At 40.6% G+C, this 26,770-nt stretch carries 25 protein-coding genes; 22 read left to right on the forward strand and 3 right to left on the reverse strand.

The features are described 5' to 3' along the window. Positions 1–73: 73 nt before the first annotated feature. From LIZ66_RS00835 to eno, 18 genes are all read left to right on the forward strand, one after another. Entirely contained in the window at positions 74–1,294 is a 1,221-nt protein-coding gene (locus LIZ66_RS00835; RefSeq protein ID WP_227200002.1) for a reverse transcriptase domain-containing protein, read from the forward strand. Next, positions 1,294–1,632: a hypothetical protein gene (locus LIZ66_RS00840; protein ID WP_227200004.1), complete on the forward strand. Its 339-nt coding sequence runs from the start codon at positions 1,294–1,296 to the stop codon at positions 1,630–1,632. The genes LIZ66_RS00835 and LIZ66_RS00840 overlap by 1 nt, the downstream gene beginning before the upstream one ends. After that, positions 1,619–1,837 carry a phage holin gene (locus LIZ66_RS00845; protein WP_226818718.1) on the forward strand — a complete coding sequence of 73 codons (219 nt, stop codon included), beginning with the start codon at positions 1,619–1,621 and terminating at the stop codon, positions 1,835–1,837. Before LIZ66_RS00840 ends, LIZ66_RS00845 begins: the two co-directional genes overlap by 14 nt. A gap of 122 nt (positions 1,838–1,959) precedes the next feature. Further along, the gene (locus LIZ66_RS00850) at positions 1,960–2,145 is read left to right on the forward strand and encodes a MerR family transcriptional regulator (protein ID WP_195982825.1); all 186 of its coding nucleotides are present in this window, start codon (positions 1,960–1,962) and stop codon (positions 2,143–2,145) included. A 58-nt stretch (positions 2,146–2,203) separates the two neighbouring features. Continuing rightward, positions 2,204–3,352: a tyrosine-type recombinase/integrase gene (locus LIZ66_RS00855; protein ID WP_227200006.1), complete on the forward strand. Its 1,149-nt coding sequence runs from the start codon at positions 2,204–2,206 to the stop codon at positions 3,350–3,352. Between the two features lie 195 nt (positions 3,353–3,547). Continuing rightward, complete coding sequence (locus LIZ66_RS00860; protein ID WP_227200008.1) at positions 3,548–4,579, forward strand: N-acetylmuramoyl-L-alanine amidase family protein; 1,032 nt, start codon at positions 3,548–3,550, stop codon at positions 4,577–4,579. A 148-nt stretch (positions 4,580–4,727) separates the two neighbouring features. Beyond that, positions 4,728–5,366, forward strand: a complete 639-nt coding sequence (locus LIZ66_RS00865) for a hypothetical protein (protein WP_227200010.1) — start codon at positions 4,728–4,730, stop codon at positions 5,364–5,366. A gap of 93 nt (positions 5,367–5,459) precedes the next feature. Continuing rightward, positions 5,460–6,206 (forward strand): transglutaminase-like domain-containing protein, encoded by a 747-nt coding sequence (locus LIZ66_RS00870; RefSeq protein ID WP_227200012.1) that lies wholly within the window; start codon positions 5,460–5,462, stop codon positions 6,204–6,206. 39 nt (positions 6,207–6,245) lie between these two features. Next, on the forward strand, positions 6,246–7,085 hold the full coding sequence (locus LIZ66_RS00875; protein WP_195409572.1) for a hypothetical protein: 840 nt from the start codon (positions 6,246–6,248) through the stop codon (positions 7,083–7,085). Positions 7,086–7,213: 128 nt separating this feature from the next. Further along, the gene (locus tag LIZ66_RS00880; protein ID WP_173718669.1) at positions 7,214–8,725 is read left to right on the forward strand and encodes an MBOAT family O-acyltransferase; all 1,512 of its coding nucleotides are present in this window, start codon (positions 7,214–7,216) and stop codon (positions 8,723–8,725) included. Continuing rightward, entirely contained in the window at positions 8,712–9,680 is a 969-nt protein-coding gene (locus LIZ66_RS00885; protein ID WP_195409573.1) for a hypothetical protein, read from the forward strand. The genes LIZ66_RS00880 and LIZ66_RS00885 overlap by 14 nt, the downstream gene beginning before the upstream one ends. 16 nt (positions 9,681–9,696) lie before the next feature. Further along, on the forward strand, positions 9,697–11,199 hold the full coding sequence (locus LIZ66_RS00890) for an AMP-binding protein (RefSeq protein WP_195409574.1): 1,503 nt from the start codon (positions 9,697–9,699) through the stop codon (positions 11,197–11,199). 140 nt (positions 11,200–11,339) lie between these two features. After that, entirely contained in the window at positions 11,340–11,564 is a 225-nt protein-coding gene (locus LIZ66_RS00895) for an acyl carrier protein (RefSeq protein ID WP_148462587.1), read from the forward strand. Between the two features lie 33 nt (positions 11,565–11,597). Further along, positions 11,598–12,557 (forward strand): transglutaminase-like domain-containing protein, encoded by a 960-nt coding sequence (locus tag LIZ66_RS00900; RefSeq protein WP_195409575.1) that lies wholly within the window; start codon positions 11,598–11,600, stop codon positions 12,555–12,557. 141 nt (positions 12,558–12,698) lie between these two features. After that, positions 12,699–12,848: a hypothetical protein gene (locus tag LIZ66_RS00905; RefSeq protein WP_173718673.1), complete on the forward strand. Its 150-nt coding sequence runs from the start codon at positions 12,699–12,701 to the stop codon at positions 12,846–12,848. A 194-nt stretch (positions 12,849–13,042) separates the two neighbouring features. Further along, positions 13,043–14,467, forward strand: coding sequence for an APC family permease (locus LIZ66_RS00910; protein ID WP_207742927.1), 1,425 nt, complete (start codon positions 13,043–13,045; stop codon positions 14,465–14,467). A 114-nt stretch (positions 14,468–14,581) separates the two neighbouring features. Beyond that, positions 14,582–15,091 carry a serine hydrolase gene (locus tag LIZ66_RS00915; protein WP_195409576.1) on the forward strand — a complete coding sequence of 170 codons (510 nt, stop codon included), beginning with the start codon at positions 14,582–14,584 and terminating at the stop codon, positions 15,089–15,091. A 322-nt stretch (positions 15,092–15,413) separates the two neighbouring features. Beyond that, positions 15,414–16,712, forward strand: a complete 1,299-nt coding sequence (gene eno / locus LIZ66_RS00920; protein ID WP_226837624.1) for a phosphopyruvate hydratase — start codon at positions 15,414–15,416, stop codon at positions 16,710–16,712. 230 nt (positions 16,713–16,942) lie between these two features. On the opposite strand, the gene LIZ66_RS00925 is transcribed toward eno, so the two are convergent. Further along, the gene (locus LIZ66_RS00925; RefSeq protein ID WP_173773234.1) at positions 16,943–18,319 is read right to left on the reverse strand and encodes an NCS2 family permease; all 1,377 of its coding nucleotides are present in this window, start codon (positions 18,317–18,319) and stop codon (positions 16,943–16,945) included. Positions 18,320–18,503: 184 nt separating this feature from the next. Beyond that, a complete protein-coding gene (locus LIZ66_RS00930; RefSeq protein WP_226837623.1) occupies positions 18,504–19,790 on the reverse strand; it encodes a chloride channel protein in 1,287 nt (428 codons plus the stop codon). Between the two features lie 241 nt (positions 19,791–20,031). Here LIZ66_RS00930 and LIZ66_RS00935 point away from each other — a divergent pair, with 241 nt between their 5' ends. From LIZ66_RS00935 to LIZ66_RS00945, 3 genes are all read left to right on the forward strand, one after another. Continuing rightward, a complete protein-coding gene (locus LIZ66_RS00935; RefSeq protein ID WP_173718678.1) occupies positions 20,032–20,868 on the forward strand; it encodes a S8 family peptidase in 837 nt (278 codons plus the stop codon). 176 nt (positions 20,869–21,044) lie between these two features. After that, the gene (locus LIZ66_RS00940; RefSeq protein WP_226837622.1) at positions 21,045–22,436 is read left to right on the forward strand and encodes a 2-isopropylmalate synthase; all 1,392 of its coding nucleotides are present in this window, start codon (positions 21,045–21,047) and stop codon (positions 22,434–22,436) included. A 54-nt stretch (positions 22,437–22,490) separates the two neighbouring features. Further along, on the forward strand, positions 22,491–23,696 hold the full coding sequence (locus LIZ66_RS00945) for an NADP-dependent isocitrate dehydrogenase (protein WP_226837621.1): 1,206 nt from the start codon (positions 22,491–22,493) through the stop codon (positions 23,694–23,696). Between the two features lie 153 nt (positions 23,697–23,849). Here LIZ66_RS00945 and LIZ66_RS00950 read toward each other — a convergent pair whose 3' ends face one another. Continuing rightward, the gene (locus LIZ66_RS00950) at positions 23,850–25,763 is read right to left on the reverse strand and encodes an ABC-F family ATP-binding cassette domain-containing protein (protein WP_226837620.1); all 1,914 of its coding nucleotides are present in this window, start codon (positions 25,761–25,763) and stop codon (positions 23,850–23,852) included. A gap of 278 nt (positions 25,764–26,041) precedes the next feature. Here LIZ66_RS00950 and LIZ66_RS00955 point away from each other — a divergent pair, with 278 nt between their 5' ends. Next, positions 26,042–26,695 (forward strand): redox-sensing transcriptional repressor Rex, encoded by a 654-nt coding sequence (locus LIZ66_RS00955; RefSeq protein ID WP_118578406.1) that lies wholly within the window; start codon positions 26,042–26,044, stop codon positions 26,693–26,695. Positions 26,696–26,770 lie beyond the last annotated feature (75 nt).

A 26,770-nucleotide genomic window follows, 5' to 3' on the forward strand; every position in this document is an offset into this window, starting at 1 on the left:
TTCCACCAAAGGGATAAATGATAAAGCCGGACGCAATTTACTACGGTAACTATTGCTATCACGGTGAATAATTATGACATACGAGGAAATTCTCTGCGACGCCAACAATCTCTATGCGGGTTACAAAGCCTCTATAAAAGGCAGTAAGTGGAAAGAATCTGTCCAAAGATTTATTCTTAATTTCTTGAGGTATATTTTTGAACTACAAGATGATCTTATTAATAGGACTCTTACAAACGGTCCTGTTGATGAATTTGAACTGCGCGAACGAGGCAAAATAAGACCAATTACAAGTATTCCAGTAAAAGACCGTATTGTCAGGCATGTTCTATGCGACGAATTATTAATCCCCAAAATAAGAAGAAAAATCATATATGATAATTGTGCGTCCTTGAAAGGGCGTGGCATATCTATGCAAAGAAAACGTTTCGAGGTACATTTACGGAAATATTACAAACTGTACGGAAACGAGGGTTATATTCTCTTTGGCGATTTTTCAAAGTTTTACGATAATATTATCCATGAAATAGCAAAGAAAGAGTTGCTTGAATTATTTGAGGATGACGAATTTATAGACTGGCTACTCAACGTTATATTTGATGGGTTTAAAGTTGATGTGTCGTACATGAGCGACGATGAATATGCGTCATGTTTGGATGAGGTATTTAACAAATTAGAGTACCGAAAGATTCCAAAGAGCAAATTGACTGGTGAGAAATTCATGGAGAAGTCCGTGAATATGGGCGATCAGTTATCGCAAGCGATTGGTATTTATTATCCGCATCGGATTGATAATTATGTAAAGTATGTCAGAGGAATAAAGTTTTATGGAAGATACTCAGACGATTGGTATATCATGAGTCCATCCAAAGAGGAATTATTGGATTTGCTTGAAAACATCAAGAGAATAGCTCATGAATACGGAATTCATATTAATATGAAGAAAACAAAAATCGTCAAAATAAGTGGTACTTATAAATTTCTTCAGATAAAATACACACTAACCGAATCTGGAAAAATTATGAAACGAATTAATCCAGATCGGATTTATACAATGCGTAGAAAATTGAAGAAATTAGCCGTTAAGGTGGAAAATGGCGAAATACCATATGAAAATGTTGAAGGAATGTTCAAGGGCTGGATGGGAGACTTTTATAAGCTTATGTCCAGAACTCAGAGAAAAGATTTATTAGAACTATACGAAGGCCTATTCAATAAGACCATAACCATCGTGAAAAAGAAGATGATTATAAAAGATAGGTCACAACAAGAATCGACATGGGAGGTAGCTTGATGGAACCATGGTTTCAGATGGTACTTACGATTATTAGCTCAGTTTTAGCTTCTTCTGGGCTGTGGGCCTATTTAACAAAAAGAAGCGAAAGAAAAGATGTAAAAACGGAGATGCTTGTTGGTTTGGCTCATGATCGGATTATGTATCTTAGTATGCAGTACGTAGATCGAGGTTACGTAACACAGGATGAGTATGAAAACCTACGAACATATCTCTATGATCCTTATAAAAAATTGGGAGGGAATGGTTCTGCTGAAAGAGTTATGAAAGAAGTGGACAAGCTCCCGATTCACAAATTTGCCATAGGCAAGGAGGAAAAGAATAATGAACATGAGTAACAAAACTTATGACACTCTTAAATGGATTGCAATGTATCTGCTTCCAGCTCTGGGAACTTTGTACTTTGCGCTTGCTGGTATTTGGAATTTTCCATACGGAGAGCAGGTTGTCGGAACTATCACAGCGGTTGATACATTCCTTGGCGTGATTCTTGGAATTAGTACATCCCAGTATAATAAAACTTCTGAAGATGCGACGAAATAGTTAAAGATGAGCGGGAGAGATGGGATGTCTTTCTCGCTCTAAATACATTTCCTCTTATTTTTTTCAGTACGCAGGTGACAGTCTCCGTTGGTACTATCAAGACTAGAATGGAGGTAGTCAAAATGGAAAATAAAAAAGAAAAGAAACTGCTCACTGTGAAAGATTTGTGCACTTATTTAAGTATAGGAGAAACCAAAGCGAGAGAGTTGTTACATAACCCTGATAATGGTTTTACTATTCGAATAGGAAACCGATTATATGCTCACAGGGATAAAGTCGATGCCTGGTTATTGCGAAATATCTTTTAAAATGATATATTTGGGGTAAGTTCAATTTGGATTTTCCCCATCATGGAAAGGAGTATATATGGGAAAATCACTAAAAGGGAAAGAACTGGGTATTGGCATCACTCAAAGACAAGACGGTTTATATCAAGCTAGATTCACAAATCGCTTTGGAAAAAGGGAAACTTTATATGATAAGAACCTAAACAATCTAAGAACCCAAATGCGAAAAGCCCAGACTGCTGATGACAATGGAGTAAATCTGGTAAAAAGTAACATGACATTAGACGAGTGGTATAAGGTTTGGATAACTACATGTAAAGGAAATTGTAGAAATACAACATTAAGCGCCTATGAGATAGCATATAAATCTATAAAAGAAGGGATAGGTCGTGAAAAAATACAGAAGTTAAATCCTGTGATGCTTCAAGCGGAATTGAACAAATTAAAAAGCAATCAGCAAAGAACGAGGGTCAAAGTAGTATTGAACGGGCTATTTGCCGAAGCGAAAAGAAACGGTCTAGTACCACAAAATTTTGCGAAAGACCTCATAACTAAAATCGGTAAAGAAGTATCGAAAGAGCGTCGAGTGCTAGGAATCGAAGAGACTAAATTGTTCCTTACATATGCTAAAGATCACAGATTCTACAATATATTCGTTGTGGCACTTGAGACCGGAATGCGAATCGGAGAGCTTAGAGGACTGTACTGGAGCGATATAGATTTTGAAAGACGAGCGCTACATGTGAGAAGAACAATGTGTCATATACATGGGGAGAACGGGTATTATTTCGAAGAGCACGAGCCAAAAACATTCAATGGAAAACGATTAATTCCGCTTACAAATGCGTGTATTGATGCACTTATACATCAAAAGCTATTGAATGAAACTAGAATTAAAAAACGCAAATGTTGGGATTTCAAAGACCTGGTATTTCCTACAAGCAGTGGTAAACCTTTTCAGGAGGTGGCAGCAATTGACGCAATAAATGAGATACTCAATAAAATGGAAGCTGATGGAATTCGTATAAAGAAATTCACTCCGCATGCGTTCAGACATACTTTCGCAACAAGAGCTATAGAGAATGGAATGAGCCCTAAAACGCTTCAAAAAATATTAGGTCACAGCTCATTGCAGATGACAATGGATTTGTACTGTCATGTCTCAGATGAGACTTTATTTGATGAGATGAAAAAGATGGAAAATCAAAATGGTGTAAAAGTGGTGTAGTAAAAAGAACTATAGTCTGAAAACCCTTGATTTTACTGGATTTCTAAAGTCAATCTTTACGAAAAAGTTAATTTTATACATTTTACGCAACAAACATGGAAATTTGTATATGACTTTGGTATAATATGGAAAAATGCTTTTACAGTGGAAGAAGAAATGCTGTTATAATGAAACAAGATATGGGAGGAAAGGAATATGAAAAAGAGAAGTCGCATTCTGGTATTGATACTGACAGCCATGCTTTCCACAGAACCAGTCCAAATTGTATATGCGGAAACTGCAGAAGCGACACCTGTGACTTCTGAAAGTACTTCCGTTAATCCAAAAGAGGAAAATGCAGATAACTCTGCAGTTGTTCCACCGAAAGCTGATCCTGGCTGGGTAGCCGCAGAGAAAGGGTATCAATGGCGGCAGGAAGATGGTACTTTACTTCAGAAATCGGGTTGGGTAACGATCAACGGCAGGAAATATTATCTCCATAAGAGTGGAATTCGCTATTCAGGCTGGCAGATATATAAGAACAAAAAACGCTATTATCTGTCGAATGGTGATGCGGCAAGAAACAGATGGATAAAATACAAAGGAAACTATTATTACATCCGAAAGAACGGAACCAGCGCGCCGAAGAGTAAATGGCTTACTGTGAAAGGCAAGAGATATTTCATTGGAAGAAAAGGCTATCGGCTGACCGGTTTACAGACTATTAAGGGGAAGAAATACTATTTTAATTCAAAAGGTGTTCTCATCAGAAATAAAACCAGCTATAAGATAAAGGGAAAGGAATACGAGATCAATTCAGAAGGAGTTGCCATTCAGGTTTTTGCACTTAAAGCTGAGTGTATGCGAAAAGCAAGGAAATTTGTGGAGAAGCATACTGCTCCGAATATGTCCAACAGCCAGAAATTCAGAACCTGTTTCAATTATCTTATGGGCTATACTGATTTCAAGCCATGGATTTATCCTACTGATGAAGAGTTTAGAACTCAGATCTGGCCTTATCAGTCTGCCATTTACATGTTTGATAATAATCTTTCAGGATGCTGTTACGGTGTTGCAAGTGCAGTTGCTGCATGTGCCAAGGTTTTAGGATATGAGCCGTATGTAATTGCCACCACTGGCGACCATGGATTTGTAATGATTGATGGGCTTTATTATGACAATATGGGACCTTTGTTCGGGGCATCTACCCATTTTGCATATTCTGTAAGATCAAGTGTGAAATTTTAAGGCAGAAACTGCTTTAAAAATAAAAAGCGAAGTAACTATTCAGAAGACAGTATTCCGCAAGGTGCGCGAAATCATGCAAATCATGATTCAACTGAGAAGGTACGAAAAAGTTACAAAGCTAAAAATTTTTATAAAGGAGATTTAGAAAATGAAAAAGTGGAAAAAATTACTTCTTCCTGCAATGTGTGTATTTATGCTGCAGACACCAGTAATTGCAAATGCAGAGGCAACTGGCAGCAGTGATGGAGCAGCTGCTGTAGTCGAAGACCCGGTTGCAGCTCCCACACCTGCATTATTAAATGGAATTATTAAGAAAGGTTCCAAAACCTATTATTACAAAGACGGCGTAATGCAGAAAAACTGCTGGAGCCCAGATAAGAAACAGTACTTTGGAAAAAACGGAGTGGCTTATGCAGCGCCGAAGGAGAGCGGTTATAAGAAAAATGTTGTAGTTAAGAAGAGTGGCAAAAAGTACTATGGATTTGACCGAAATGGATATAAAGTAAAAAAAGGTGTATATGCAGACCTGAAAGGAACCCCTTATTACTTTGATAAGAATGGTGTACGTGTAGCCAAGAAGAGCAGCCAGCTGAAAAAAGCCAGCAAATATATGGAAAACGGTGTGAAACTTCGCAAACTTCTTGGCAAACCCTCCAAGACCAGATCCTATTCCAGCTGTATGAATGGTGTAAGCAAAGATATGAAACTGACATATGCAAATATCTATGTATCACTTGGAAAAAAAATCAGCGGTGGTGAAATCATATACGGTATTCAGCCCCGATAGAATATGCAGATTGCAAAAATGATATTTGGAGCCGGATTTTTAGATTAACGGACTCTAAATAATAAAAGAAATATAAGATTGGAGAAAATAAATATGAGAAAGATTACCAAAACATTGGCAGTTGTTCTGTCACTGAGTATGACACTTACAATGGGAACTCCTGTATTTGCAGAAGGAACCGCGGACAGCAGTAATACTGTGACAACTGTAGCTGAAGCTCCGGTTGTTACACCTACACCTGCGCAGGAAAACAAACCACCGAAAACAGGTTTCTACAAAAAAGCAGGTAAGACCTATTATTACAAGAATGGAAAACTTGTAAAAAACAAATATGGCTACAAAATCAAAAATAAATATTATCATATCAACAAAAAAGGTGTGGTAACCACAGCTTCCACAGCAGAGAAACTGGCAGCAATCCGACTTAAAAAATGCGGCGGAAACCTTAAAAAAGCATTTACCTGGAGCTCCACAAAAATTAAATATTTCGGCGGCGTAAAGAAACCGGGAAAAAGTAAGAATGCAGTTGAATATTATGCAGCGTATGGCTTTAAATATGGCAAAGGTGACTGCTATGTAATGGCTGCAACTTTTGCTATGATGGCGAAAGTAAAAGGGCTGAATGTTAAATTTGTTATGGGTTCTGTGCCGCAGCGCAACGGCAAAGACGGCGAGCATGCATGGTGCGAGATTAAATCCGGCAAAACCACTTATGTATATGATCCGAACTTTGCATATACATACCGCAATAACCCAAATGTCAACAGTGGATACAAATTCAAATACGGTGCTAAGGGAACTTACAAATATAATGAAAAAAGAACAAAAATCAGCTTCTGATTTTTTATAACTAAAAAGAATGACATAAGGAGATTGATCATGAAGAGAAAATTATTAATGGCATTATTAGCAGGCACATTAGCTATTGCAGCTCCGGTAAGCTGCTTTGCGGCAGAGACAACTGAAGCAGCTGAGGCAGATGCTGCAGAAGACAGCTCTGATGAGGAAGAGGATGCAGATGCAGAAGAGGCAGATGCGGAATCAGCTGATTCTGATGATGCAAAAGAAGAAAGGACCGCTGCCAAAAAGAAAGAAGACTTAAAAACAGTTGGCGAAAAGACAGAAGGCTGCATTGCTTTTAAACTGAGAAATGGTACAGGCAAAAAGATTACAGGACTTGCGATCAAGACTGCTGATGAGACAGAGTTCCCTGAGAATATGATGGAAGCTGACGATGTATTTGAGTTAAAAGAGAAGAAGAGAGTATATTTTTCCAAAGAAAACAGTGAAGCAGAGACAGCGGAAGAAACTTCTGAGGATACTGCTCCAACTTATGATATGCAGCTTACCTTTGAAGACGGAACAACAGCAGATGTTCACGGTATTGTACTTGAGGATCTTGGTACCCTTACTCTTCGCGAGAAGGATGGAATTATTTATGGTACTTATAAACTGAAGAGCACCAAAGAGAAGAAGAGTACATACGATACTGAGAAAGCAATCGCTGACCAGGCAGCTGCTGATGCAGCCGCAGCTCAGGCAGCAGCAGACCAGGCGGCAGCTGCACAGCAGACAGAGAGTTATGATTACTCCTACGACAACAATGATTATTCTTACGATTATAGCGCTGATTATTCCTATGATTACGGCGGTGGGGATGATTATAGCGGCGGTGATGATGGCGGAGACGGCTGCCTGGATGATGGTCTTTTAAATTAAAAAGATTTGCTTCCTATAGAGGGGCACACCATATAGGACTTTCAGTTGCTTTGCAACTCAAATACAGGACATGGCTCTTGCACTGTGAGGAGCAGTGCAGAGCCTGTTGTCCGGTTTAGGAGAAAAATATGTCGTTAGTATCTAATCTGTTTATACTATTTGTGGCGGCAAGTGTACTTATTTACTATCTTGTCCCACGCAGATTTCAGTGGATCGTTCTTCTTGCTTTCAGTTATATCTATTACATAGCAGGCGGTCCCCGCTACGTTGTCTTTATTCTTTTTTCCACCATTGTAACCTGGCTACTGGCTCTTCTCATTGAAAAAACAGAAGGAAACGGCAATCACAAAGGTGCAAAAAAACTTTTAATTCTTGGGCTGATTCTCAATTTCGGGATGCTTGGCGTGGTAAAGTATACCAACTTTACAATAGAGAATATCAACGCCCTGTTTCATTTACATTTAAGAGGAATTGAACTTCTGTTTCCCCTTGGAATTTCTTTCTACACATTTCAGTCTTCCGGATATCTTCTGGATGTATATTGGAAGAGATGTAAGGCAGAAAGACAGCCGTTTAAGTATGCGCTGTTTGTATCTTATTTTCCCCAGATTTTACAGGGACCTATTGGTAGATACAGTCGTCTGGCAAACCAGCTTTATGCAGAGCACAAATTTGAAAGTCAGAATATTGTCAGAGGGTTTGAACGAATTCTCTGGGGCTTTTTTAAGAAGATGATTCTTGCAGATTGGGCTGCAGTTTTTTCAGATGCGATTTTTTGTGATCCGGAGAAATACAATGGAGTTGCTCTGCTTGGAGTATTATTTTATCTGATTCAGATTTATGCAGATTTCTCTGGTGGAATGGATGTTGTGATCGGTATTTCTTCTATGTTTGGAATTGAATTGGATGAGAACTTTAAAAGACCTTATTTTGCAGTATCGACTGCAGATTTCTGGCATCGCTGGCACATCACCCTTGGAACCTGGATGAAGGATTATGTATTCTATCCGGTTACATTATCTCGTTGGATGAGTAAATTCGGTAAGAAATGCAAAAAAGTATTTGGTAAGAAAATCGGCCGTGCTATTCCAATTGGTGCAGCAAATCTGATTGTATTTTTCCTTGTGGGTATCTGGCATGGAGCTGCATGGAAATATATCGTATATGGTATGTATAATGGTATCATTATTGCATTTAGTGGAATTATGGCTGATAACTATCGCAGTTGGAAGAAAAAACTGAATATTTCCGGTAAAGAAACCTGGTATTACGTATTTACAGTAGTCAGAACGTTTATACTGGTTCTTATTGGTAATTATTTTGATCGGGCAGACAGTGTAGGACAGGCTTTTCTTATGATGAAGCAGTCCCTGACAAGTTTTGCTCCATCTCAGCTTCTTATGATTCCGGCAGGTAAACAGGGGACTGCATTTACTCCTTATGCTCTTTTGATCATTGGTGTTTTATGTGTGATTCAGTTTATTGTCAGTGTACTTCAGGAAAGAGGAGTGAAAATTCGCGAGTCTCTTGCAAAGCTTCCTTTACCTGTTACAGCTGCCATTTATTTTTGCATGCTGGTATCCATTGGCTTGTTTGGTTCCACTGCAGTAGCGAGAGGTTTTATTTATGCACAATTTTAAGAAAATCGTAAAGACAGTACTGGTACTTGCTGTGTGTATAACACTTCTTGTAGGATTGGATATGGCGCTTTATCCATGTACCTTTATGAGGAATGATATTCATGCAGTGGTAAATAATCAATATGATGACATTATTCTGGGAACTTCTCACGGAATGACAGATATTGATCCGGCAGTAATGGAAGAAATTACAGGAAGAACTGGTCACAATATGTGCGTTGGAGGAGAATACGTAATTGACGCGTATCATATTGCGAAGCTGATTGCAGAGAAGCAGAAGCCTACCAGAATTATTTATGAAGTGGATCCGGAATATCTGGTTTCCAAAAAAGAAGAAGGAAACAATTATCTTCTGTTTTATCACGAGTTTCCTTTCTCAAAAGCTAAATTGGAATATTTCTGGAATTCTATTGCGGACTGCAATTTCAGAACTGTTCTGTTTCCGTGGTATGAATATTCACTTAGCTATGAGCTTGGAAAAGTAAAGGAAACTTTTTCTCAAAAATGGAATAAAGATTATGATATTTCCCATTTAAAGAGCGATACCCAGGAATACCATGAAAGTGGCCTGATTGAGCGTTATCCGGTTGATACAACCAAGCTGAAAATGCAGTCTATGAAGGATTTTACAGAAGCTCAGGTAAACCCGCAGAATATGGAATATCTTGGAAAGCTGATTGATTTTTGCACGGAAAATAATATTGAATTTGTAGCTGTAACTACTCCGATTCCAATTGACACACTGAAAGTTTACAGTGATAATTTTAATGCGGCTTCAAAATATTTGGGAGAGTATTTTAATCAAAAAGGAATTACTTACCTGAATTTTAATACACAATACTTCAAGGCATTTTCTCACGACTTAAGCAGTTATACGGACTATAATGGTCATATGAATGGAAATGCTGCAAAAGAGTATTCCAAAGTGTTGGCAAATATTTTAAACCAAATTTAATATATGGAGGTGTCATATGCCAAGAATTATGACAGATTTTCTGGATGATGCTGTAAAAACACATCCAAATAAAGCTGCTTTTACGGAAGAAGCAAGATCCCTTACATATAAAGAGCTTCAGGAAGAGGCTTACAGGATTGCAATGCCGATTATAAAGTCGGGATTTCGTAAGAAACCAGTAGCCCTTTATTTTGATAAATCCATTTACTGTATTTCATCAATGATGGCAGTCGCTTATAGTGGCAATTTTTATTCTGTAATTGATACGGAAATGCCGGTTGAGCGAATTAATAAAATATTTGAAGTACTTGAGCCAGAACTGGTACTTACAGACAGGAAGCATTTTGAAAATGCAAAAGAGTTTTTTTGTGAAGACAGGATTATTGTTACAGAGGAATTAAATGATTCTGAAATATTTGAAGAAATAATTGAAGAGAGTAAAGCAAAGATTCTGGAGACGGATGTGCTTTATGTCCTTTTTACTTCTGGATCGACAGGAGTTCCAAAAGGAGTAGTCACACCTCATAAAGCAATCACCAGTTACATAGTTGCATTGGTTTCAGACTATAAAATGGACGATACCTATGTACTGGGTGTTCAGGTTCCGTTTTACTATGTTATGACGGCTCTTGATATTTATGGAACAATTGCGGCCAAAGCACATGCTTACCTGATTCCCAAAAGCAAATTTCTTTTCCCAGCTTATCTGGTTCAATATTTGTACGAAAATAAGATTAATTTACTTAGCTGGGTTCCATCTGCACTTTGCATGATAGCTAATACAAATGCATTTTCTGTAGCAGATCTGTCAGCAATCAGACTCATTGTTTTCGGCGGTGAAGTTATGCCAATAAAACAGCTGAAGGCATGGCAGCAAGCGGTTCCGGATGCGGTATATATTAATGCATATGGTTCTACTGAGATTACAGATGGATGTACTTACTATATTGTAGACCGGGAATTTAAAGATGAAGATATCCTTCCAATCGGCATTCCGTACAGCAATTGTGATGTTCTTGTGATTGATGAGCATGGCAATCCTATAACAGAAGGTGTTGGTGAGTTGGTTGTCAGAGGAAATTCAGTAGGATATGGATATTATAAAGATCCCGAAAAGACCGCGGAAGTATTTATTCAGAATCCACTGAATTCCTGTTATCCGGAAACAGTATATAAAATGGGCGATCTGGTACGTTTCAATGAGTATGGTGAATTGGAGTACTATGGTCGCAAAGATTTCCAGATCAAATATATGGGAAGAAGAATTGAACTCGGCGAAATTGAGGCAAATGTAAGCAGCATTGATGGAGTAGATGAAAATTGTTGTGTATTTGATTCGGCTAAAAAGAGAATTGTGTTATTCTATTCTGGCGCAATTGACGATAAAACATTGCTAAAAACATTAAGGTCAAAATTACCGGATTATATGCAGCCAAGAAAAATCAATCATTTACCTGAAATGCCTCATAATCAGAATGGAAAAATTAACAGAAAACTTCTGGCAACACAGATTAGCTGAACAGTAACGTATAAAGAAGTGAGCTTTCTTCGTATTGAAATGATTTAGGATTTGTGTTATGCTCGTAATTGGAAAATAAATGTATCCTGCTTCAGCAGGTATTTGTGCAAAAACGATAATTGGAAAGCGAGGAAACAAAAATGGACAAATTAATAGAAATTCTTGAGGATATTAAGCCAGGGGTAGATTATGAAACCTGTGATACTCTGATTGATGATGGTTTGCTTGATTCTTTTGCAATTTTGTCAATTGTCAGCGAACTTCAGGATGAGTTTGATATTGCTATTACTCCGGCAGATATTATTCCGGAGAACTTTAACTCTGCAACGGCGCTTTGGGAAATGGTCTGCCGTCTGAAAGACTGATTTGAATGTTGTAGTACATAAGGGGAAGAAAGTATGCAAAGGATAAAAAAAATTCTTGCCATTGCCGCGATATCTGTAATGACTGTTTGCACAGTACCTGTTCAGGCAGAAAATGGAGGTGCTTCTGATACAATTCAGATTCAGCCAGTGACAGTGAAGAAAAGCGGTCTTATAAAAGAAGGTACAAAATATTTTTTCTATGATAAGAAAGGCAATAAACTGAAAAGTAAATGGAAAACCATTCAGAAAAGACGTTACTATTTTAAAGCTGATGGAACAGCAGCAGTTGGTGGAACAAAAATTGGAAAATACACATATGTTTTTGATCTCCAGGGAAGATTGCTCAAGCCATCAAAGTCGAAAATTGTACAAGTAGGAAAGAAATTATATTATGTAAACAAAAACGGACAGGCAATAAAAGGATTTTTCAAAATCGGAAACAAACTCTACAGAGGCGACATTAAAGGACGTCTGACAAAAAACAAAACGGTTGCAAACGTTACCTTTAACAGCAAGGGATATGCCAAAAATGATTTAAATGCCAAACTAAAGATGAAACTTATGACTATAATTTCCAGAATTACAACTACAGAAATGAGTAAATCTGAAAAGCTTTATTCCTGTTGGCGATATCTTACCAGCAGTGGAAATTTCTATTATTCAACATACTGGCCGGATCTGAATAAAAAAGGATGGCAGCGTGAGGTTGCATATAACATGCTTACTACAGGCGGTGGAGATTGTTATGGGTTTGCCTGCACATTTGCAGCGATGGCACGAGAATTGGGATATAATCCGTATGTAGTTCTTGGTCGCGTTTCTGGTACAAGAGATGGTGCTGCGGATGGTCTTACCAGACATGGATGGGTAATGATTGATGGAGCATATTATGATCCGGAAGCTCAGTTTGCGGGCTGGTATCGTGGTGTGTATGGTAATGGAAGTTATGATATCAATCATACAATCAGCCGCTATATAAGGTATGCTTCATAAAAATTTCTGTAACTGTAACATGATTATGAGATTGATCTTTTAACAGGTGCCAAATTTTATAGATTTTTTTACAATTCCATGGTATCATTATCTTAAATGAAGATAGTGTTTCCATGGGATTTTTTTTGAGGTGACGTATCAATGAAACAGCTAAGGGTGAATAAAATTACTGAGTATCTGGAAGCTAAGAAAAATTTTGAAAAGGATTATATTGGAATTGAAGAGCAGGACATAGATGATATAGATACAAATTATTTTATTGCGTATGCAATTTTCTTCGTTTTGTTTTGATGAAGATGAAAATGGGCATAAGAGTGTTATTGACGGTGTGGAAAGATTAACTACAATCCATGAGTTTGTTCAGAACAAATCATGGATGGACAATTAGGTTGGAGATGGTAAAAAAGTACTTGTTGGGAGAATTGGAGGTCATCCATATTAAAGAATGACGGTATAAAATTCTCACAGGATTAAGGAAAGAGAGGATGTTAGTGAGTAATAGAGAGTCAGAATTTAGCAAAGTGCTCAACACGGGTGATGTTTTGGTCGTAGCATTTGGTGCTATGATTGGATGGGGATGGGTTGTGTCCTCTGGTCAGTGGATTACCAGTGGTGGAGTTCTTGGAACGGTACTTGGATTTATTATTGGCGGTATTATGATCTACTTTGTAGGTTTGTGTTATGCCGAACTGACTACCGCAATGCCGAAATGTGGTGGTGAACATGTATTTAGCTATAAGGCATTTGGCTCTATTGGAGCCTATATATGTACATGGTCTATTATTTTAAGCTACATTGGCGTTGTATGCTATGAGGCAGTATCATTTCCAACTATCCTTCAATATGTTTTTCCTAAAATAGCCAGAGGATATTTATATTCGGTTGGCGGATTTGATATATATTTTACATGGCTGCTTATTGCAATTGGAATGGCGCTGTTAATTCTATTCCTCAATATTATTGGAATGAAGAAAGCTGCAAGATTTCAGAAAATATTAACTTGTGTAATTGCGGCAGTAGGGATCGCACTGGTTGCAGGAGCTGCATATTCAGGAAACGTAAACAATCTTCAGAATCAGTTATTGGTTGGAGACACCAATGGCGAAATTATTCAAAATATTGCAAAGGTCGCTATAATGACGCCTTTTTTTCTTTTTGGATTTGATGTTATACCACAGGCAGCTGAAGAAATTAATGTTCCTTTGAAAAAATTGGGGAAGATGATGATTCTTTCTATCATTATGGCGGTTTCTTTCTATGTTCTGGTTGTTCTGGCTGTTGGATATGTTATGAATGCAGGACAGATTAAGACATCGATGTCTTCCGCCACCGGCCTTGTAACTGCCGATGCAATGGGTGTTGCATTTAATAATGCTAATATGGCTAAAGTCCTGATAATTGGTGGTCTTTGCGGTATTGTTACCAGTTGGAATTCGTTCCTGATTGGCGGGAGCAGAGCTTTGTATTCGATGTCTGTTTCCTATATGCTTCCCAGGAAATTTGCTGTACTACATAAGAAATACAATACACCTGTGAATTCATTGCTGTTAATTGGGGCATTATCAGTTATTTCCCCGTTTTTTGGCCGGTCAATGCTTGTGTGGATTGTTGATGCAGGAAATTTTGCCTGCTGTTTTGCTTATTGCATTGTATCACTGTCCTTTATAGTTTTAAGAAGGAAAGAAGCTGATATGAGGAGACCATATAAGGTAAAACACTACAAATTTGTAGGAATAGTTGCAGTTATTATGTCAGGAACCATGTCCGCCATGTATATTATTCCGGAGACGAATTGTACATTGGTCTGGCAGGAATGGATTATTGTCGGTGGATGGATTCTTTTAGGAATTATAATGGCGTATATTAGTAAAAAGAAATATGGCGATAAATTTGCGAATCTTATAGAGTGAGAATAAGTTAAGTTCTATCTCGTTTTATTTATACAGGGGAAGAAAAATGGGAAAGAGAATGCAGGCTGGATTACCATTAAAGGGAAAAAGCTGGCATTAAATAAAAATGGAAAATTGTACACAAACCGTTGGTATAAGGGCTATTATCTTACAGCCAACGGAACAATCGCTACAAGTCAGATGGTTTCAGAGAATGTGTATGTAAATGAAGAGGGCAGGAAATGTGCCAAAGAAGAGGTACGTCTGGGAAAACTGAAGAAGAAACTCCAGTCCACCGTAAATGGGTACAGCGGCAACTGGTCTGTGTATGTGGAAAATCTGAAAACAGGGGATATTTTGTCTATTAATGAAACCAGTATGTATCCAGCCAGTGTGATCAAGCTTTTTGTTATGGAAGCAGTTTATGCCAGCGGCAATAAGAAGCGGATCAACCTGAATGGAACAGTGAAAAGTCTTCTGAACAGTATGATCACGGTCAGTGACAATGAGTGCTATAATGAGCTTGTAAGGACACTTGGAAATGGCAGTTTTTCATCAGGGTGCAATTATATTAACAAGTATTTGAAAAAGCAGGGGTATACGGGCATAAATGGAATCAAGGAAATTTTCCAGTATAGTGTATAATTACCTGAACTAGAGCGCGTTTGAAACAGGCTCTGGAGCCTGTTATTTCTCGGTTATCAGAATACATCGTGGAAGTGTGACCGGAAAACAAACCACGTACACATCATGAAAAATATTATCACCTATTTCTCTTGCAATCTCGTTATGGTTAGTTTATACTAATTACAGAGTTAGGGGTGGCTAACCTAACGGTGTAAATCATTTGGACTTCTTATTATGACAGAAAGACCGCTGACATAATATGATGCGGATTGCGGCTGGACTTTTCCGGGAAGCAGTTCGCGAAGGAGTTCCTTTGAAAAATGAAAGGAGTATACATACCATGGATTACTTAGAAATTGAGAAAGTCATTGGAAGAGAAATTATGGATTCCAGAGGAAATCCTACAGTAGAAGCAGAGGTTTATCTGGTAGATGGAACCATCGGCAGAGGAGCTGCTCCCAGCGGCGCTTCTACAGGCGAATTTGAGGCTCTGGAGCTTAGAGATAATGATAAGAACAGATACCTTGGAAAAGGTGTTACAAAGGCTGTAGAGAACATTAATACATCCATCAACGACACAATCTCAGGAATGGATGCATCCGATATTTATGCAATTGACAAGGCGATGATCAAAGCTGACGGAACCAAGGACAAATCAAACTTTGGTGCAAATGCAATCCTGGCTGTTTCCATCGCATGCTGCCGTGCAGCTGCAACATCCCTTGATATCCCGCTTTATCGTTTCCTCGGTGGTATTTCCGGAAACCGTATGCCAGTACCGATGATGAACATTGTAAACGGCGGCTGCCATGCACTTTCCTCAGGACTTGATGTGCAGGAGTTCATGATCATGCCAGTTGGAGCACCAAGCTTCAAAGAGTGCTTAAGATGGTGTGCAGAAGTTTTCCATGCTCTTGCAGCTATTCTGAAATCAAGAGGACTTGCAACATCTGTTGGTGATGAGGGTGGTTTTGCACCAGCTCTGAAATCTGACGAGGAAGCAATTGAGACAATTCTTGAGGCTGTTAAGAATGCAGGCTATGAGCCAGGAAAAGATTTTATGATCGCTATGGACGCAGCTTCTTCTGAGTGGAAGACTGGTAAAATTGGCGAGTACAAGCTTCCAAAGGCCGGTACTGTTTACACATCTGACGAGCTGATCGACCACTGGAAAAAGCTGGTTGACAAGTATCCGATCATCTCCATCGAGGATGCGCTTGATGAGGAAGACTGGGAAGGATGGAAGAAGCTTACCAAAGAACTGGGAGATAAAGTGCAGCTGGTAGGTGATGACCTGTTTGTAACAAATACAGAGAGACTTTCCAAAGGTATTTCTCTTGGATGCGGCAATTCCATCCTAATCAAGCTGAACCAGATCGGATCTGTATCAGAGACTCTTGAGGCAATCAAGATGGCTCATAAGGCTGGTTATACAGCAATTTCTTCCCATCGTTCAGGCGAGACAGAGGATACTACGATTGCTGACCTTGCAGTAGCATTAAATACCTGCCAGATCAAGACCGGTGCTCCGTCCAGAACAGAGCGTGTTGCAAAATACAATCAGCTGCTCCGCATCGAGGAAGAGCTTGGAGATGCAGCAGTATATCCTGGAATGAGCGCATTCAATGTAAAACGCTAATGTTCCGCGAAGCGGTTACTAACTGCAAAGTGAACAGTGACAGATTTACGAGATGATTTCACAGATGTAATCTACCTTATACCCCCCCTTAAGTAGTGTTATAGAAAGATTCCCCTGCCAGGAAAGCGTGGTTCCATGGCAGGGGAATTTTTAGGATTATTTATTGCGATTTACAGGTGATGTTCCGTGAATAATGTTACTGCAAATCGTACAATTATTTCATTCTGTTTTTACAGGAATACATATTTCAGAACAAAGATAACAGCCAGTGCATACATAAGCGGGCTGATCTTTTTGTCTTTAGCTTTTCCAGTACAGACGTTGATAATAACATAAGAGATAACACCAAGTGCAATACCTTCGGAAATGCTGTACAGGAACGGCATTGCAATGATTGCGATAAATGCCGGAATCGCTTCTGTAAGGTCGTCAAAGTCGATCTTGGTAACAGAGGTCAGCATAAGGAATCCAACCACGATCAGAGCCGGAGCTGTGGCGAAGGAAGGGATTGCCAGGAAGATCGGGGAAAGGAACAGGGAAAGTGCGAACAAAATAGCGGAAACAAGTGAAGTAAGACCTGTACGTCCGCCCTCTGCAACACCGGAAGCGCTCTCAACAAATGTGGTAACAGTAGAAGTACCGCACATAGCACCTACAGTAGTACCAACAGCATCGGAAAGAAGAGCACCTTTGATTTTTGGAAGCTTACCGTCTTTGTCCAGCATGTCTGCCTTGGAAGCAACACCGATCAGAGTTCCCAGAGTATCAAACATATCTACAAATAAGAATGCAAACATGATAACGATAAAGTCAAGTGAGAAAACTCCTGCGAAATCCATTTTCATAAAGGTAGGAGCCATACTCGGTACGGAAATTCCATTGGAAAAATCCGGGAGAAGACTGTAGAAACCTGCATCTGGATTTGGAACATAAAGTCCCACAAACTGACAGAGGATTCCAAGCGCCCATGTAATAAGGATGCCCCACAGGATACCGCCTTTTACATTCTTTACAAGAAGAATGCCGGTAACCAGTACGCCAATCAGGGCAAGAAGAACAGTGATTCCAAGATAATTGAAAGAACCATCTGACATGGAGCCCTTAAAGGAGAACATGCTTACCAGTGTGGAATCATTGTTTACAACGATTTTTGCATTCTGCAGACCAATAAATGCGATGAAAAGACCGATTCCAACAGAAACTGCGTGTTTCAGTGTCATAGGAATGGAGTTAAAAATTGCTTCACGTACATTGGTAAGGGAAAGCAGGATAAAGATGATACCTTCCACAAAAACAGCAACCAGAGCCTGCTGCCAGGAATAACCCATGCCAAGAACTACGGTATATGCAAAGTATGCATTCAGTCCCATACCGGGTGCCAGGACAAACGGGTAATTGGATAACAGTGCCATCAGGCAGGTTGCAATGAAGGATGAAAGTGCAGTAGCAGTAAAGACTGCACCGCGGTCCATTCCGGCAGCGGAAAGGATGTTGGGATTGACAGCGAGGATGTAAGCCATGGTCATGAATGTGGTAATACCGGCCATGATTTCGGTCTTCACGTCAGTGTGGTTTTCCTTCAGGTGAAAAAGTTTTTCAAGGTTCATAAATGTACCCCCTTCTTTTTACGGCAGCTTGTGTGCCGTTTTTTATATTTTACAGGAATGTTTTGGATGTTGCTTTGCCACGCCCGCAACGCGGATTCCTGCAAATTTCAGGTAGTGAACATTTGACAGAGGATAGAGCTTCGAAAAAATCTCTGCAAAATGAATATTATCATTTCAGGGCTTGTCACATCTTTGTGTGTTTGTTTATATATTTGGCTTTGTATTTAGAATATACAATTGTCTGATCTTTATACAGTCCATAATATCCGGAAGCCGCATAGCTGATAGAAACGGCGATCAGATAGAAGGACACTCCCTTAAAGCCAAACATTTCAAAGGCAATCAGAATAGAAGTAATCGGGCAGTTCGTCACACCACAGAAAACAGCAGCCATTCCGCAGGCTGCGCAAAGGGAGGGAGAAAGCCCTATCAGCTGTCCTGCCATGCATCCGAAAGTGGCGCCTACGCAGAAAGACGGAACGATTTCGCCTCCGCGAAAACCAGCCTTCATAGTCAGTGCGGTAAGGAGCATTTTCCAGAAGAAAGCCATATAATCGGTGTCTCCGGTCTCCACTGCTTTCTCAATAAGCTCAGCACCGGCTCCCATGTAATCCGTAGTTCCAAGAATCAGTGTAATAAAAATAACCAGAACGGCACCGGCCACTACCCGTGCATATTTATTAGAAAAAAACCGGCCGTAGAATCTGGCTGTCTCATTTAAAATAATACAGAAGACAATACTGATCACTGCACATCCAAGGGCTACAACGCCCATTTTCAGCCCTGTTTCCAGGGAAAGTGCAGGAATATCTACTACGTGAAAAGCTTCCGGCGTAACGCCCATACCAGCCGCAAAATGGGATGCGATCAAAGATGCGATCATACAGGGCATAAGAGCTGTATAATACATAACCCCTACACTGACAACTTCCAAGGAAAAAACAGCTGCAGCCATTGGTGTGCCAAATAGTGCAGAGAAAGCAGCACTCATACCACACATAACGATCACATGACGGTCTTCCTCATCAAGATGGATCCATCTGCCAAGAAGATTGGCAATGCTGCCACCCAGCTGAATAGCTGCACCCTCACGTCCTGCTGAACCACCGGCAAGATGTGTCAATGCAGTCGAAATAAAAATCAGCGGACCGGATCTCCAGGGCACATCATCCTGGGAACGGACTGTAGAAAGGACTTGATTCGTGCCGCCATCGTCTTTTCCGAATTTCTCATAAAGAAATACGATGCAAAGTCCGAACAGGGGCAGGAGAAAAAAGGTCCACAGATGTGCCTTGCGGTAACCGGTTACTGCCTTCAGCACAAAAGAAAACAAAGTACTAAAAGCTCCCGCTATACATCCTACCACCACTGCCAGAAGCAGCCACTTAAGCAGGTTCCCCATGTCACGTCTGATAGCTCCGGAGTAATAGTGAAATTTTTCCTCCGGAGTCTGCCTGTTGTCTTTTTCCATATTATTTTCGTCCTCTCATGTATAGTTGTGACTTACTCCATTTTGTCACCTGAAATAATTGTTTGATATTACTGGAAAATTCCTTTTATAAATACGAATTTATGCGTATTTTTATTATACTATATACGCTCAGAAAAAGCGACAAAAATTTTTGAGAATTTCAAAAATTGTCTATAATTTTAAAGCAGATTGGAAAATGGAAACATAATTTATTATAAGTTTCTTTTTATCGGGGAAAATAATGGAAAAATCCTTTTATACCGGAAAAGGAATCGGTGTGTGTATTCTGGATACCGGGATTTATGAGCATATAGATTTTACTGGCAGGATCTGGACTTTTTATGATTTCCTGGATTTTAAAAGGAGACCTTATGACGATAATGGACATGGCACCCATGTAGCCGGGCTGGTGGCAGGAGATGGCACTGCTTCCATGGGAAAATACAGAGGCGCAGCACCTGGCTGCGGAATCATTGCTCTGAAAGTGCTTGACCGTTATGGAAATGGAAGTCAGGATGACGTGCTTCGGGCTCTTCGGTGGATTCGGGAATACAGGCAGCAGTACAGGATCCGGGTGGTAAATATTTCTGTGGGAACTACCTGTAACTCAAAAAGAAACCATGCCAGGCTTCTGGAAAGTGTGGAGCAGCTGTGGGATGAAGGAGTAGTAGTGGTCACAGCTGCCGGAAACCAGGGACCAAGGCCGGGCAGTATCACAGCTCCGGGAAGCAGCAAAAAAGTGATCACAGTGGGCTCCAGCGATTTGTTGGAAGGGCGCAGTGCTATTTCAGGGAGAGGACCAACGGCAGAATGCGTGTGCAAGCCGGATATTGTGGCACCTGGAAATAAAATTATGTCTTGCGTGCCTGGAAAACCTTATTCCTATGGTGTGAAAAGCGGCACCTCTATGTCTACGCCTCTGGTGACAGGTGCTATTGCTTGTGCTTTGGAAAAAAATCCTGCACTTACCAATACGGATATCAAAACTATGCTGATGAATAGTGCAGATGATATGGGGCTGCCTCAAAACCTGCAAGGGTGGGGGAAATTTAACCGCAGAAAGTTTCTGAAAATGTAAAAGCAGCCAATTGTGTGAAAAGGATTTCTGCTTAAGTGATTTGAAGAAATGTACGAAAAAGAATACACAAACTTTGATAAAGAATTATCACTTTACAGTATAAAAGCACTTGACGAAGTCGCTTTAAGTGAGTAAAATGGACAGCAAGAGTTCCAAGAGATGAGGAGGAAATATCTATGGAAAACAGACGTGTTTCTATGAATCGCCACACAAACCTGCTTCAGTTAGAGGAGCATATGTATCCGCTTGTGGATGTTGCAACTCCCAATGTATTCCGAAATCTTTTTCCATATTCTGAAGTACCGAAAATTGCATTCAACGACCGAGTTGTTCCACATCATATGCCAGATGATATCTGGATCACCGACACGACATTCCGTGATGGCCAGCAGTCCAGAGCACCATACAGCACTGAGCAGATCGTAAGGATTTATGATTACCTTCATAAGCTGGGCGGACCGGAAGGAAGGATCCGTGCTTCTGAATTTTTCCTTTACAGTAAGAAAGACCGTGATGCTGTTGAGAAATGTATGGAGAGAGGCTATGAGTTCCCTGAGGTTACCAGCTGGATCCGTGCAAATAAGAAGGACTTCCAGCTTGTCCGCGATATGGGTATGAGAGAGACCGGTATCCTGGTAAGCTGTTCCGATTATCATATTTTTTATAAGATGAAAATGACACGTAAACAGGCGATGGAGCATTATTTAAGCATTGTAAAAGAATGTCTGGAAATCGGTGTTTCTGTCCGTTGCCATCTTGAAGACATTACACGAGCTGATATTTATGGCTATGTTATCCCATTCTGCCTTGAGCTGATGAAGCTTCGCCAGCAGTACGGTATTCCGGTTAAGGTTCGCTGCTGTGATACCATGGGCTACGGTGTTAACTATCCTGGTGCTGTGATCCCTCGTTCTGTACCTGGTATTATTTATGGTATTATGGTTCATGCAGGCGTTCCTTCTGAACTGATCGAGTGGCATGGACATAACGACTTCTATAAGGCAGTCAGCAACTCCACAACAGCATGGCTGTATGGTGCATGTGGTGTTAATACTTCTTTGTTTGGTATCGGAGAGCGTACCGGAAATACACCTCTTGAGGCAATGGTATTTGAATATGCACAGCTTCGCGGAAACCTTGGAGGTATGGATACAACTGTTATCACAGAGCTTGCTGAGTACTATGAGAAAGAGATTGGCTACCACATACCGGAAAGAACTCCTTTCGTTGGAAAGAACTTCAATGTAACAAGAGCTGGTATCCACGCCGACGGTCTTCTGAAAAATGAGGAAATCTATAACGTATTTGATACCGAGAAATTCCTGAACCGCCCGGTTGAGGTTGCCGTTTCCAATACTTCCGGAGCTGCCGGAATCGCACACTGGATCGACAGCCATTATCGACTGAAGGGTGACCAGAAGGTTGATAAGAACAGTGAGCTTGTAAAGATGATCAAGTCCTGGGTTGACCAGCAGTATGAGGATGGCCGTGTTACTGTGCTTTGCGAAGCAGAACTGGAAGCAATTGTAGCAGAGACTTGCCAGAGACTTGGAATTACGTTAAAATAGGGTTGCTGTGGACATAGTTCACAGTTACCACAAAACATATACTAGGAGGTAATAATGGGTAAAATTCAAATGCAGACCCCTCTTGTTGAGATGGATGGGGACGAGATGACCAGAATTCTGTGGCAGTTGATCAAGGATGAGCTTCTTCTTCCTTTTATTGATCTGAAGACAGAATACTATGATCTTGGACTGGAATACAGAAATGAGACTGATGACCAGGTAACCATAGATGCAGCGGAAGCCACCAAGAAATACGGAGTTGCTGTTAAATGTGCCACCATTACCCCGAATAAAGCCAGAATGTCTGAGTATAATCTGAAAAAAATGTACAAAAGCCCTAACGGAACTATTCGTGCAATCCTGGATGGAACTGTTTTTCGTGCTCCCATTGTGGTAAAGGGAATCGAGCCATGTGTGAAGAATTGGAAGAAACCTATCACCATTGCCCGTCATGCTTACGGCGATGTATATAAGAATACCGAGATGTACATTGACAAACCAGGAGATGCTATGCTGGTATTCAAAGGAGAAGATGGCGAGGAGAGAACGGAGCTGATCCATCACTTTGATACTCCAGGCGTGATCCAGGGTGTTCATAACCTGGACAAATCCATTACCAGCTTTGCAAGATGCTGCTTTAATTATGCCTTAGATACCAAACAGGATCTGTGGTTTGGTGGCAAAGATACCATTTCCAAAACATACGATGGCAAATTTAAAGAAATTTTCCATAATATTTATGAAGCTGAGTTTAAGGAGAAATTTGAGGCAGCAGGCATTACGTTCTTCTATAGTCTGATCGATGATGTAGTAGCCCGCGTAATGAAAGCAGAAGGCGGATTTATCTGGGGCTGTAAGAACTATGACGGAGATGTTATGAGTGACATGATTTCCTCTGCATTTGGTTCTCTGGCAATGATGACTTCTGTACTGGTTTCTCCAGATGGATATTATGAGTATGAGGCAGCTCACGGAACTGTACAGAGACATTACTATCGTCATCTGAAGGGAGAGGAGACCTCCACCAACTCTGTAGCAACAATCTTCGCCTGGACCGGTGCTCTGAGAAAAAGGGGTGAGCTGGATCAGAATCAGGAGCTTATAGAGTTCGCAGATAAGCTGGAGAAAGCAACCCTTTCCACCATCGAAGGCGGACAGATGACCAAAGACCTGGCACTGATTACTTCCTTAAAGGATGTAAAAGTCCTTAACAGCCGCGAGTTTATTCTTGCAATCAGAGAGAAGCTTGAGGCCATGTAATAAAACAGACAGCTTTTAAAAGCTATTTGAAGTAAAAATGTTAATATTGTTATAAAAAAACAGGAACGGTTTCGGATATTTATATTCGAAATCCGTTCCTGTTTTTGAAATAAATATGAAATGTAAGGCTCAAAAGAACAGGTTACTGGTATTTTATGCCAGCTCCTCCCATTTTTCATAAAGCCCTTCCAGTTCTTCTGCTATAGCAGCTTTTTCCCGGCTGAGCTTCGTGCATTCTGCCACATTCGTACAGATATCTGGCAGAACCATGGTTTCATCAATTTCTTTATCCCTTGTTTCCAGTTCTTCAATCCGTGCTTCCACTTTCTTCAGCTCGTTTTCCCGTTTTCTCTTCAGAGCCTGTTCCTCTTTCTGCTGCTGCCAGGTGAGTTTGGTTTCAGAGACGTTTTCCTTAACTTCCTGAGCGGCGGTCTCCTGAGCAGGAGCATAAATCCGGGTCATCTCATCCTTCTTTTCCAGGTAGTAATCATAATCACCGATATAATTGACAATGGCCTGGTTGGTCAGATCCATAATGCGGGTAGCAGTCTGGTTAATAAAATAACGGTCATGGGAAACGTAGAGGACAGTTCCTGTGTAGCTGTTCAGTGCTTCCTCCAGAATCTCCTTGGATGCAATATCCAGATGGTTGGTAGGCTCATCCAGTATCAGGAAGTTGGCTTCTGAGAGCATCAGCTTCGCCAGGGAAACACGGCCGCGTTCACCACCAGAGAGAGAGGAGATCAGCTTAAACACATCATCTCCTGTGAAAAGAAAAGCAGCCAGCATATTGCGGATTTCAGTCTCAGTGAGAGTCGGATACGTGTCTGAAATCTCCTGGAAAATAGTTTTCTCCATATGCAGAACATGGTGTTCCTGATCGTAGTATCCGATCTGAACCTTGGAACCCAAGGCAAAGCGTCCTGCATCAGCATCCACAATTCCATTGAGAATCTTCAAAATTGTGGTCTTACCAGTACCATTGTTGCCAATCAGGGCAACACGTTCCCCACGTTTGATTTCAAAATTAATATCTGTAAACAAAGTCTGTCCCGGAAATGCCTTGGACAGTCCCTCTACAGTAAGTACATCATTTCCACTGATAAAACGTGGTTCCAGGGAAATACGCATCTGGTTATCAATTTCAATTGGTTTCTCAATGCGCTGGATTTTGTCCAGCATTTTTACACGGCTCTCAGCACGCTTAATGGATTTCTCGCGGTTAAAGGAGCGGAGCTTGGTGATAACAGCCTCCTGATGTTTGATCTCTCTTTGCTGGTTCAGGTAAGCCTTGTACTGGGCGTCACGCAGCTGCGCTTTTTTCAGGGCATAAGCGGAATAGTTGCCTTCGTACATTCTCATCTGGGCAGCCTCGATCTCCACGATCTTGGTAACTACCTTGTCCAGAAAATAACGGTCATGAGAAACGATAAATACAGCGCCCGGGTAGTTGAGAAGATAGGTCTCAAGCCATGCAATGCTCTCCATATCCAGATGGTTGGTAGGCTCGTCCAGAAGGAGAATATCCGGTTTGGAGATCAGAAGCTTGCCAAGTGCAACCCGGGTTTTCTGACCTCCGGAAAGGTTCTCAATCTGTTTGCCGTAGTCTTCTTCTTCAAATCCAAGACCTTTTAAAACTCCTACGATTTCACTTTTATAAGCGTAGCCGTTTTCCAGCTCAAACTGGTGCGTCAAGCGGGTATAGCTGTTCATCAGGCTCTCAAGTTTGTCGCCTGCTACGTATTTCATTTCCTGTTCCAGAGAACGGATTTTGTCCTCCATATCCAAAATGTATTGCTTGGTGGTCATCAGTTCTTCGTAAATGGTGTGATGACCGTGGATATCCTGGTACTGGGCCAGATAACCGATCTTCTTATCCTTGGCAATGACCACCTGACCGGAATCCGCGGAAATCTCCTCCATGATAATACGAAGAAGAGTTGTTTTCCCAGCACCGTTATTGCCGATAAGAGCGGCCTTTTCCCGTTCTTCTATGTGAAAAGAAGCATCCTGCAGGATCACCTTTTCCCCAAAAGATTTGCAGATGCTCTGACATGATAAAATCATAAGTTCCTCCTTAAAAAGGCGGTTCTGTATACACAGAAACAGCATTATTAGAATGTTCAATAGTATATTATACTTGAAAAATTTATTTTTTGAAAGAATAATTGTCAAATCACAAAAAAAATTGCAAAAATTTGTAATTCTGCACAACTTTAATTGACAAGAAAATAACATTTCGGTATAATTGACATAGTGTTACGCGGGCTGCCGATTACAGGTAATGTTCCGCGATGCGTTTTTAGCGGAAAATTACAGGCAGCGGAAACAAGGAGGGGAACATTTTGGATGCAAAAGAGATCTCAAAGGCGGTAATTAAGAGATTGCCAAGATATTATCGCTATCTGGGGGAGCTGATGGAAGAGAAGGTGGAACGTATATCTTCCAACGACTTGAGTAAAAAAATGCATGTGACTGCTTCACAGATCCGACAGGACTTAAATAATTTCGGCGGTTTTGGACAGCAGGGATATGGATATAATGTAGAATATCTTTATACAGAAATTGGTAAAATACTGGGACTGGACACCATTCATCCCATGATCATCCTGGGTGCAGGTAATCTGGGACAGGCACTTGCCAATTATGGAGACTTCGAAAAACGTGGCTTCCGCCTGGTAGGGATTTTTGACGTAAACCCGGTTTTGGAGGGGATTTCCGTTCGCGGGATTGAGATCCAGATGGTTAGCAGTCTCCCGGAATTTATCAGGGAGAATCAGGTGGAGATTGCCATTCTGACCCTGCCGAAGAATAAGGCCAAGGAGATGGCGAAGGTTCTTATTGACAATGGAATCAAGGCAATCTGGAATTTTGCCCATACAGATCTTGACGCCCCGGAGGATGTGATCGTAGAGAACGTTCATCTGTCCGAGAGTCTGATGGCACTGTCTTACAACTTAAGCCAGTATCGTAACGAACATAAAGAAAACAAAGAATAAAAGTCAAAGAGGACTGCTGCTTGTCTCGCTGAAGGATTTACAGGAGACCGGGCGGCAGTTTTGCATTAGGAGTGG

This window comes from Blautia faecis (assembly GCF_020554845.1).
Taxonomy (GTDB): Bacteria; Bacillota; Clostridia; order Lachnospirales; family Lachnospiraceae; genus Blautia_A; species Blautia_A faecis.

Bases quoted from the DNA above. Each gene is read 5' to 3' on its own strand.
- LIZ66_RS00905 (WP_173718673.1), top strand. From the start codon at position 12,699: ATGAAACAGCTAAGGGTGAATAAAATTACTGAGTATCTGGAAGCTAAG.
- LIZ66_RS00835 (WP_227200002.1), top strand. From the start codon at position 74: ATGACATACGAGGAAATTCTCTGCGACGCCAACAATCTCTATGCGGGT.
- LIZ66_RS00860 (WP_227200008.1), top strand. From the start codon at position 3,548: ATGAAAAAGAGAAGTCGCATTCTGGTATTGATACTGACAGCCATGCTT.
- LIZ66_RS00880 (WP_173718669.1), top strand. From the start codon at position 7,214: ATGTCGTTAGTATCTAATCTGTTTATACTATTTGTGGCGGCAAGTGTA.
- LIZ66_RS00895 (WP_148462587.1), top strand. From the start codon at position 11,340: ATGGACAAATTAATAGAAATTCTTGAGGATATTAAGCCAGGGGTAGAT.
- LIZ66_RS00865 (WP_227200010.1), top strand. From the start codon at position 4,728: ATGAAAAAGTGGAAAAAATTACTTCTTCCTGCAATGTGTGTATTTATG.
- LIZ66_RS00845 (WP_226818718.1), top strand. From the start codon at position 1,619: ATGAACATGAGTAACAAAACTTATGACACTCTTAAATGGATTGCAATG.
- LIZ66_RS00945 (WP_226837621.1), top strand. From the start codon at position 22,491: ATGGGTAAAATTCAAATGCAGACCCCTCTTGTTGAGATGGATGGGGAC.
- LIZ66_RS00875 (WP_195409572.1), top strand. From the start codon at position 6,246: ATGAAGAGAAAATTATTAATGGCATTATTAGCAGGCACATTAGCTATT.
- LIZ66_RS00885 (WP_195409573.1), top strand. From the start codon at position 8,712: ATGCACAATTTTAAGAAAATCGTAAAGACAGTACTGGTACTTGCTGTG.
- LIZ66_RS00910 (WP_207742927.1), top strand. From the start codon at position 13,043: ATGTTAGTGAGTAATAGAGAGTCAGAATTTAGCAAAGTGCTCAACACG.
- LIZ66_RS00855 (WP_227200006.1), top strand. From the start codon at position 2,204: ATGGGAAAATCACTAAAAGGGAAAGAACTGGGTATTGGCATCACTCAA.
- LIZ66_RS00850 (WP_195982825.1), top strand. From the start codon at position 1,960: ATGGAAAATAAAAAAGAAAAGAAACTGCTCACTGTGAAAGATTTGTGC.
- LIZ66_RS00870 (WP_227200012.1), top strand. From the start codon at position 5,460: ATGAGAAAGATTACCAAAACATTGGCAGTTGTTCTGTCACTGAGTATG.
- LIZ66_RS00940 (WP_226837622.1), top strand. From the start codon at position 21,045: ATGGAAAACAGACGTGTTTCTATGAATCGCCACACAAACCTGCTTCAG.
- LIZ66_RS00925 (WP_173773234.1), bottom strand. From the start codon at position 18,319: ATGAACCTTGAAAAACTTTTTCACCTGAAGGAAAACCACACTGACGTG.
- LIZ66_RS00930 (WP_226837623.1), bottom strand. From the start codon at position 19,790: ATGGAAAAAGACAACAGGCAGACTCCGGAGGAAAAATTTCACTATTAC.
- LIZ66_RS00890 (WP_195409574.1), top strand. From the start codon at position 9,697: ATGCCAAGAATTATGACAGATTTTCTGGATGATGCTGTAAAAACACAT.
- eno (WP_226837624.1), top strand. From the start codon at position 15,414: ATGGATTACTTAGAAATTGAGAAAGTCATTGGAAGAGAAATTATGGAT.
- LIZ66_RS00840 (WP_227200004.1), top strand. From the start codon at position 1,294: ATGGAACCATGGTTTCAGATGGTACTTACGATTATTAGCTCAGTTTTA.
- LIZ66_RS00950 (WP_226837620.1), bottom strand. From the start codon at position 25,763: ATGATTTTATCATGTCAGAGCATCTGCAAATCTTTTGGGGAAAAGGTG.
- LIZ66_RS00900 (WP_195409575.1), top strand. From the start codon at position 11,598: ATGCAAAGGATAAAAAAAATTCTTGCCATTGCCGCGATATCTGTAATG.
- LIZ66_RS00935 (WP_173718678.1), top strand. From the start codon at position 20,032: ATGGAAAAATCCTTTTATACCGGAAAAGGAATCGGTGTGTGTATTCTG.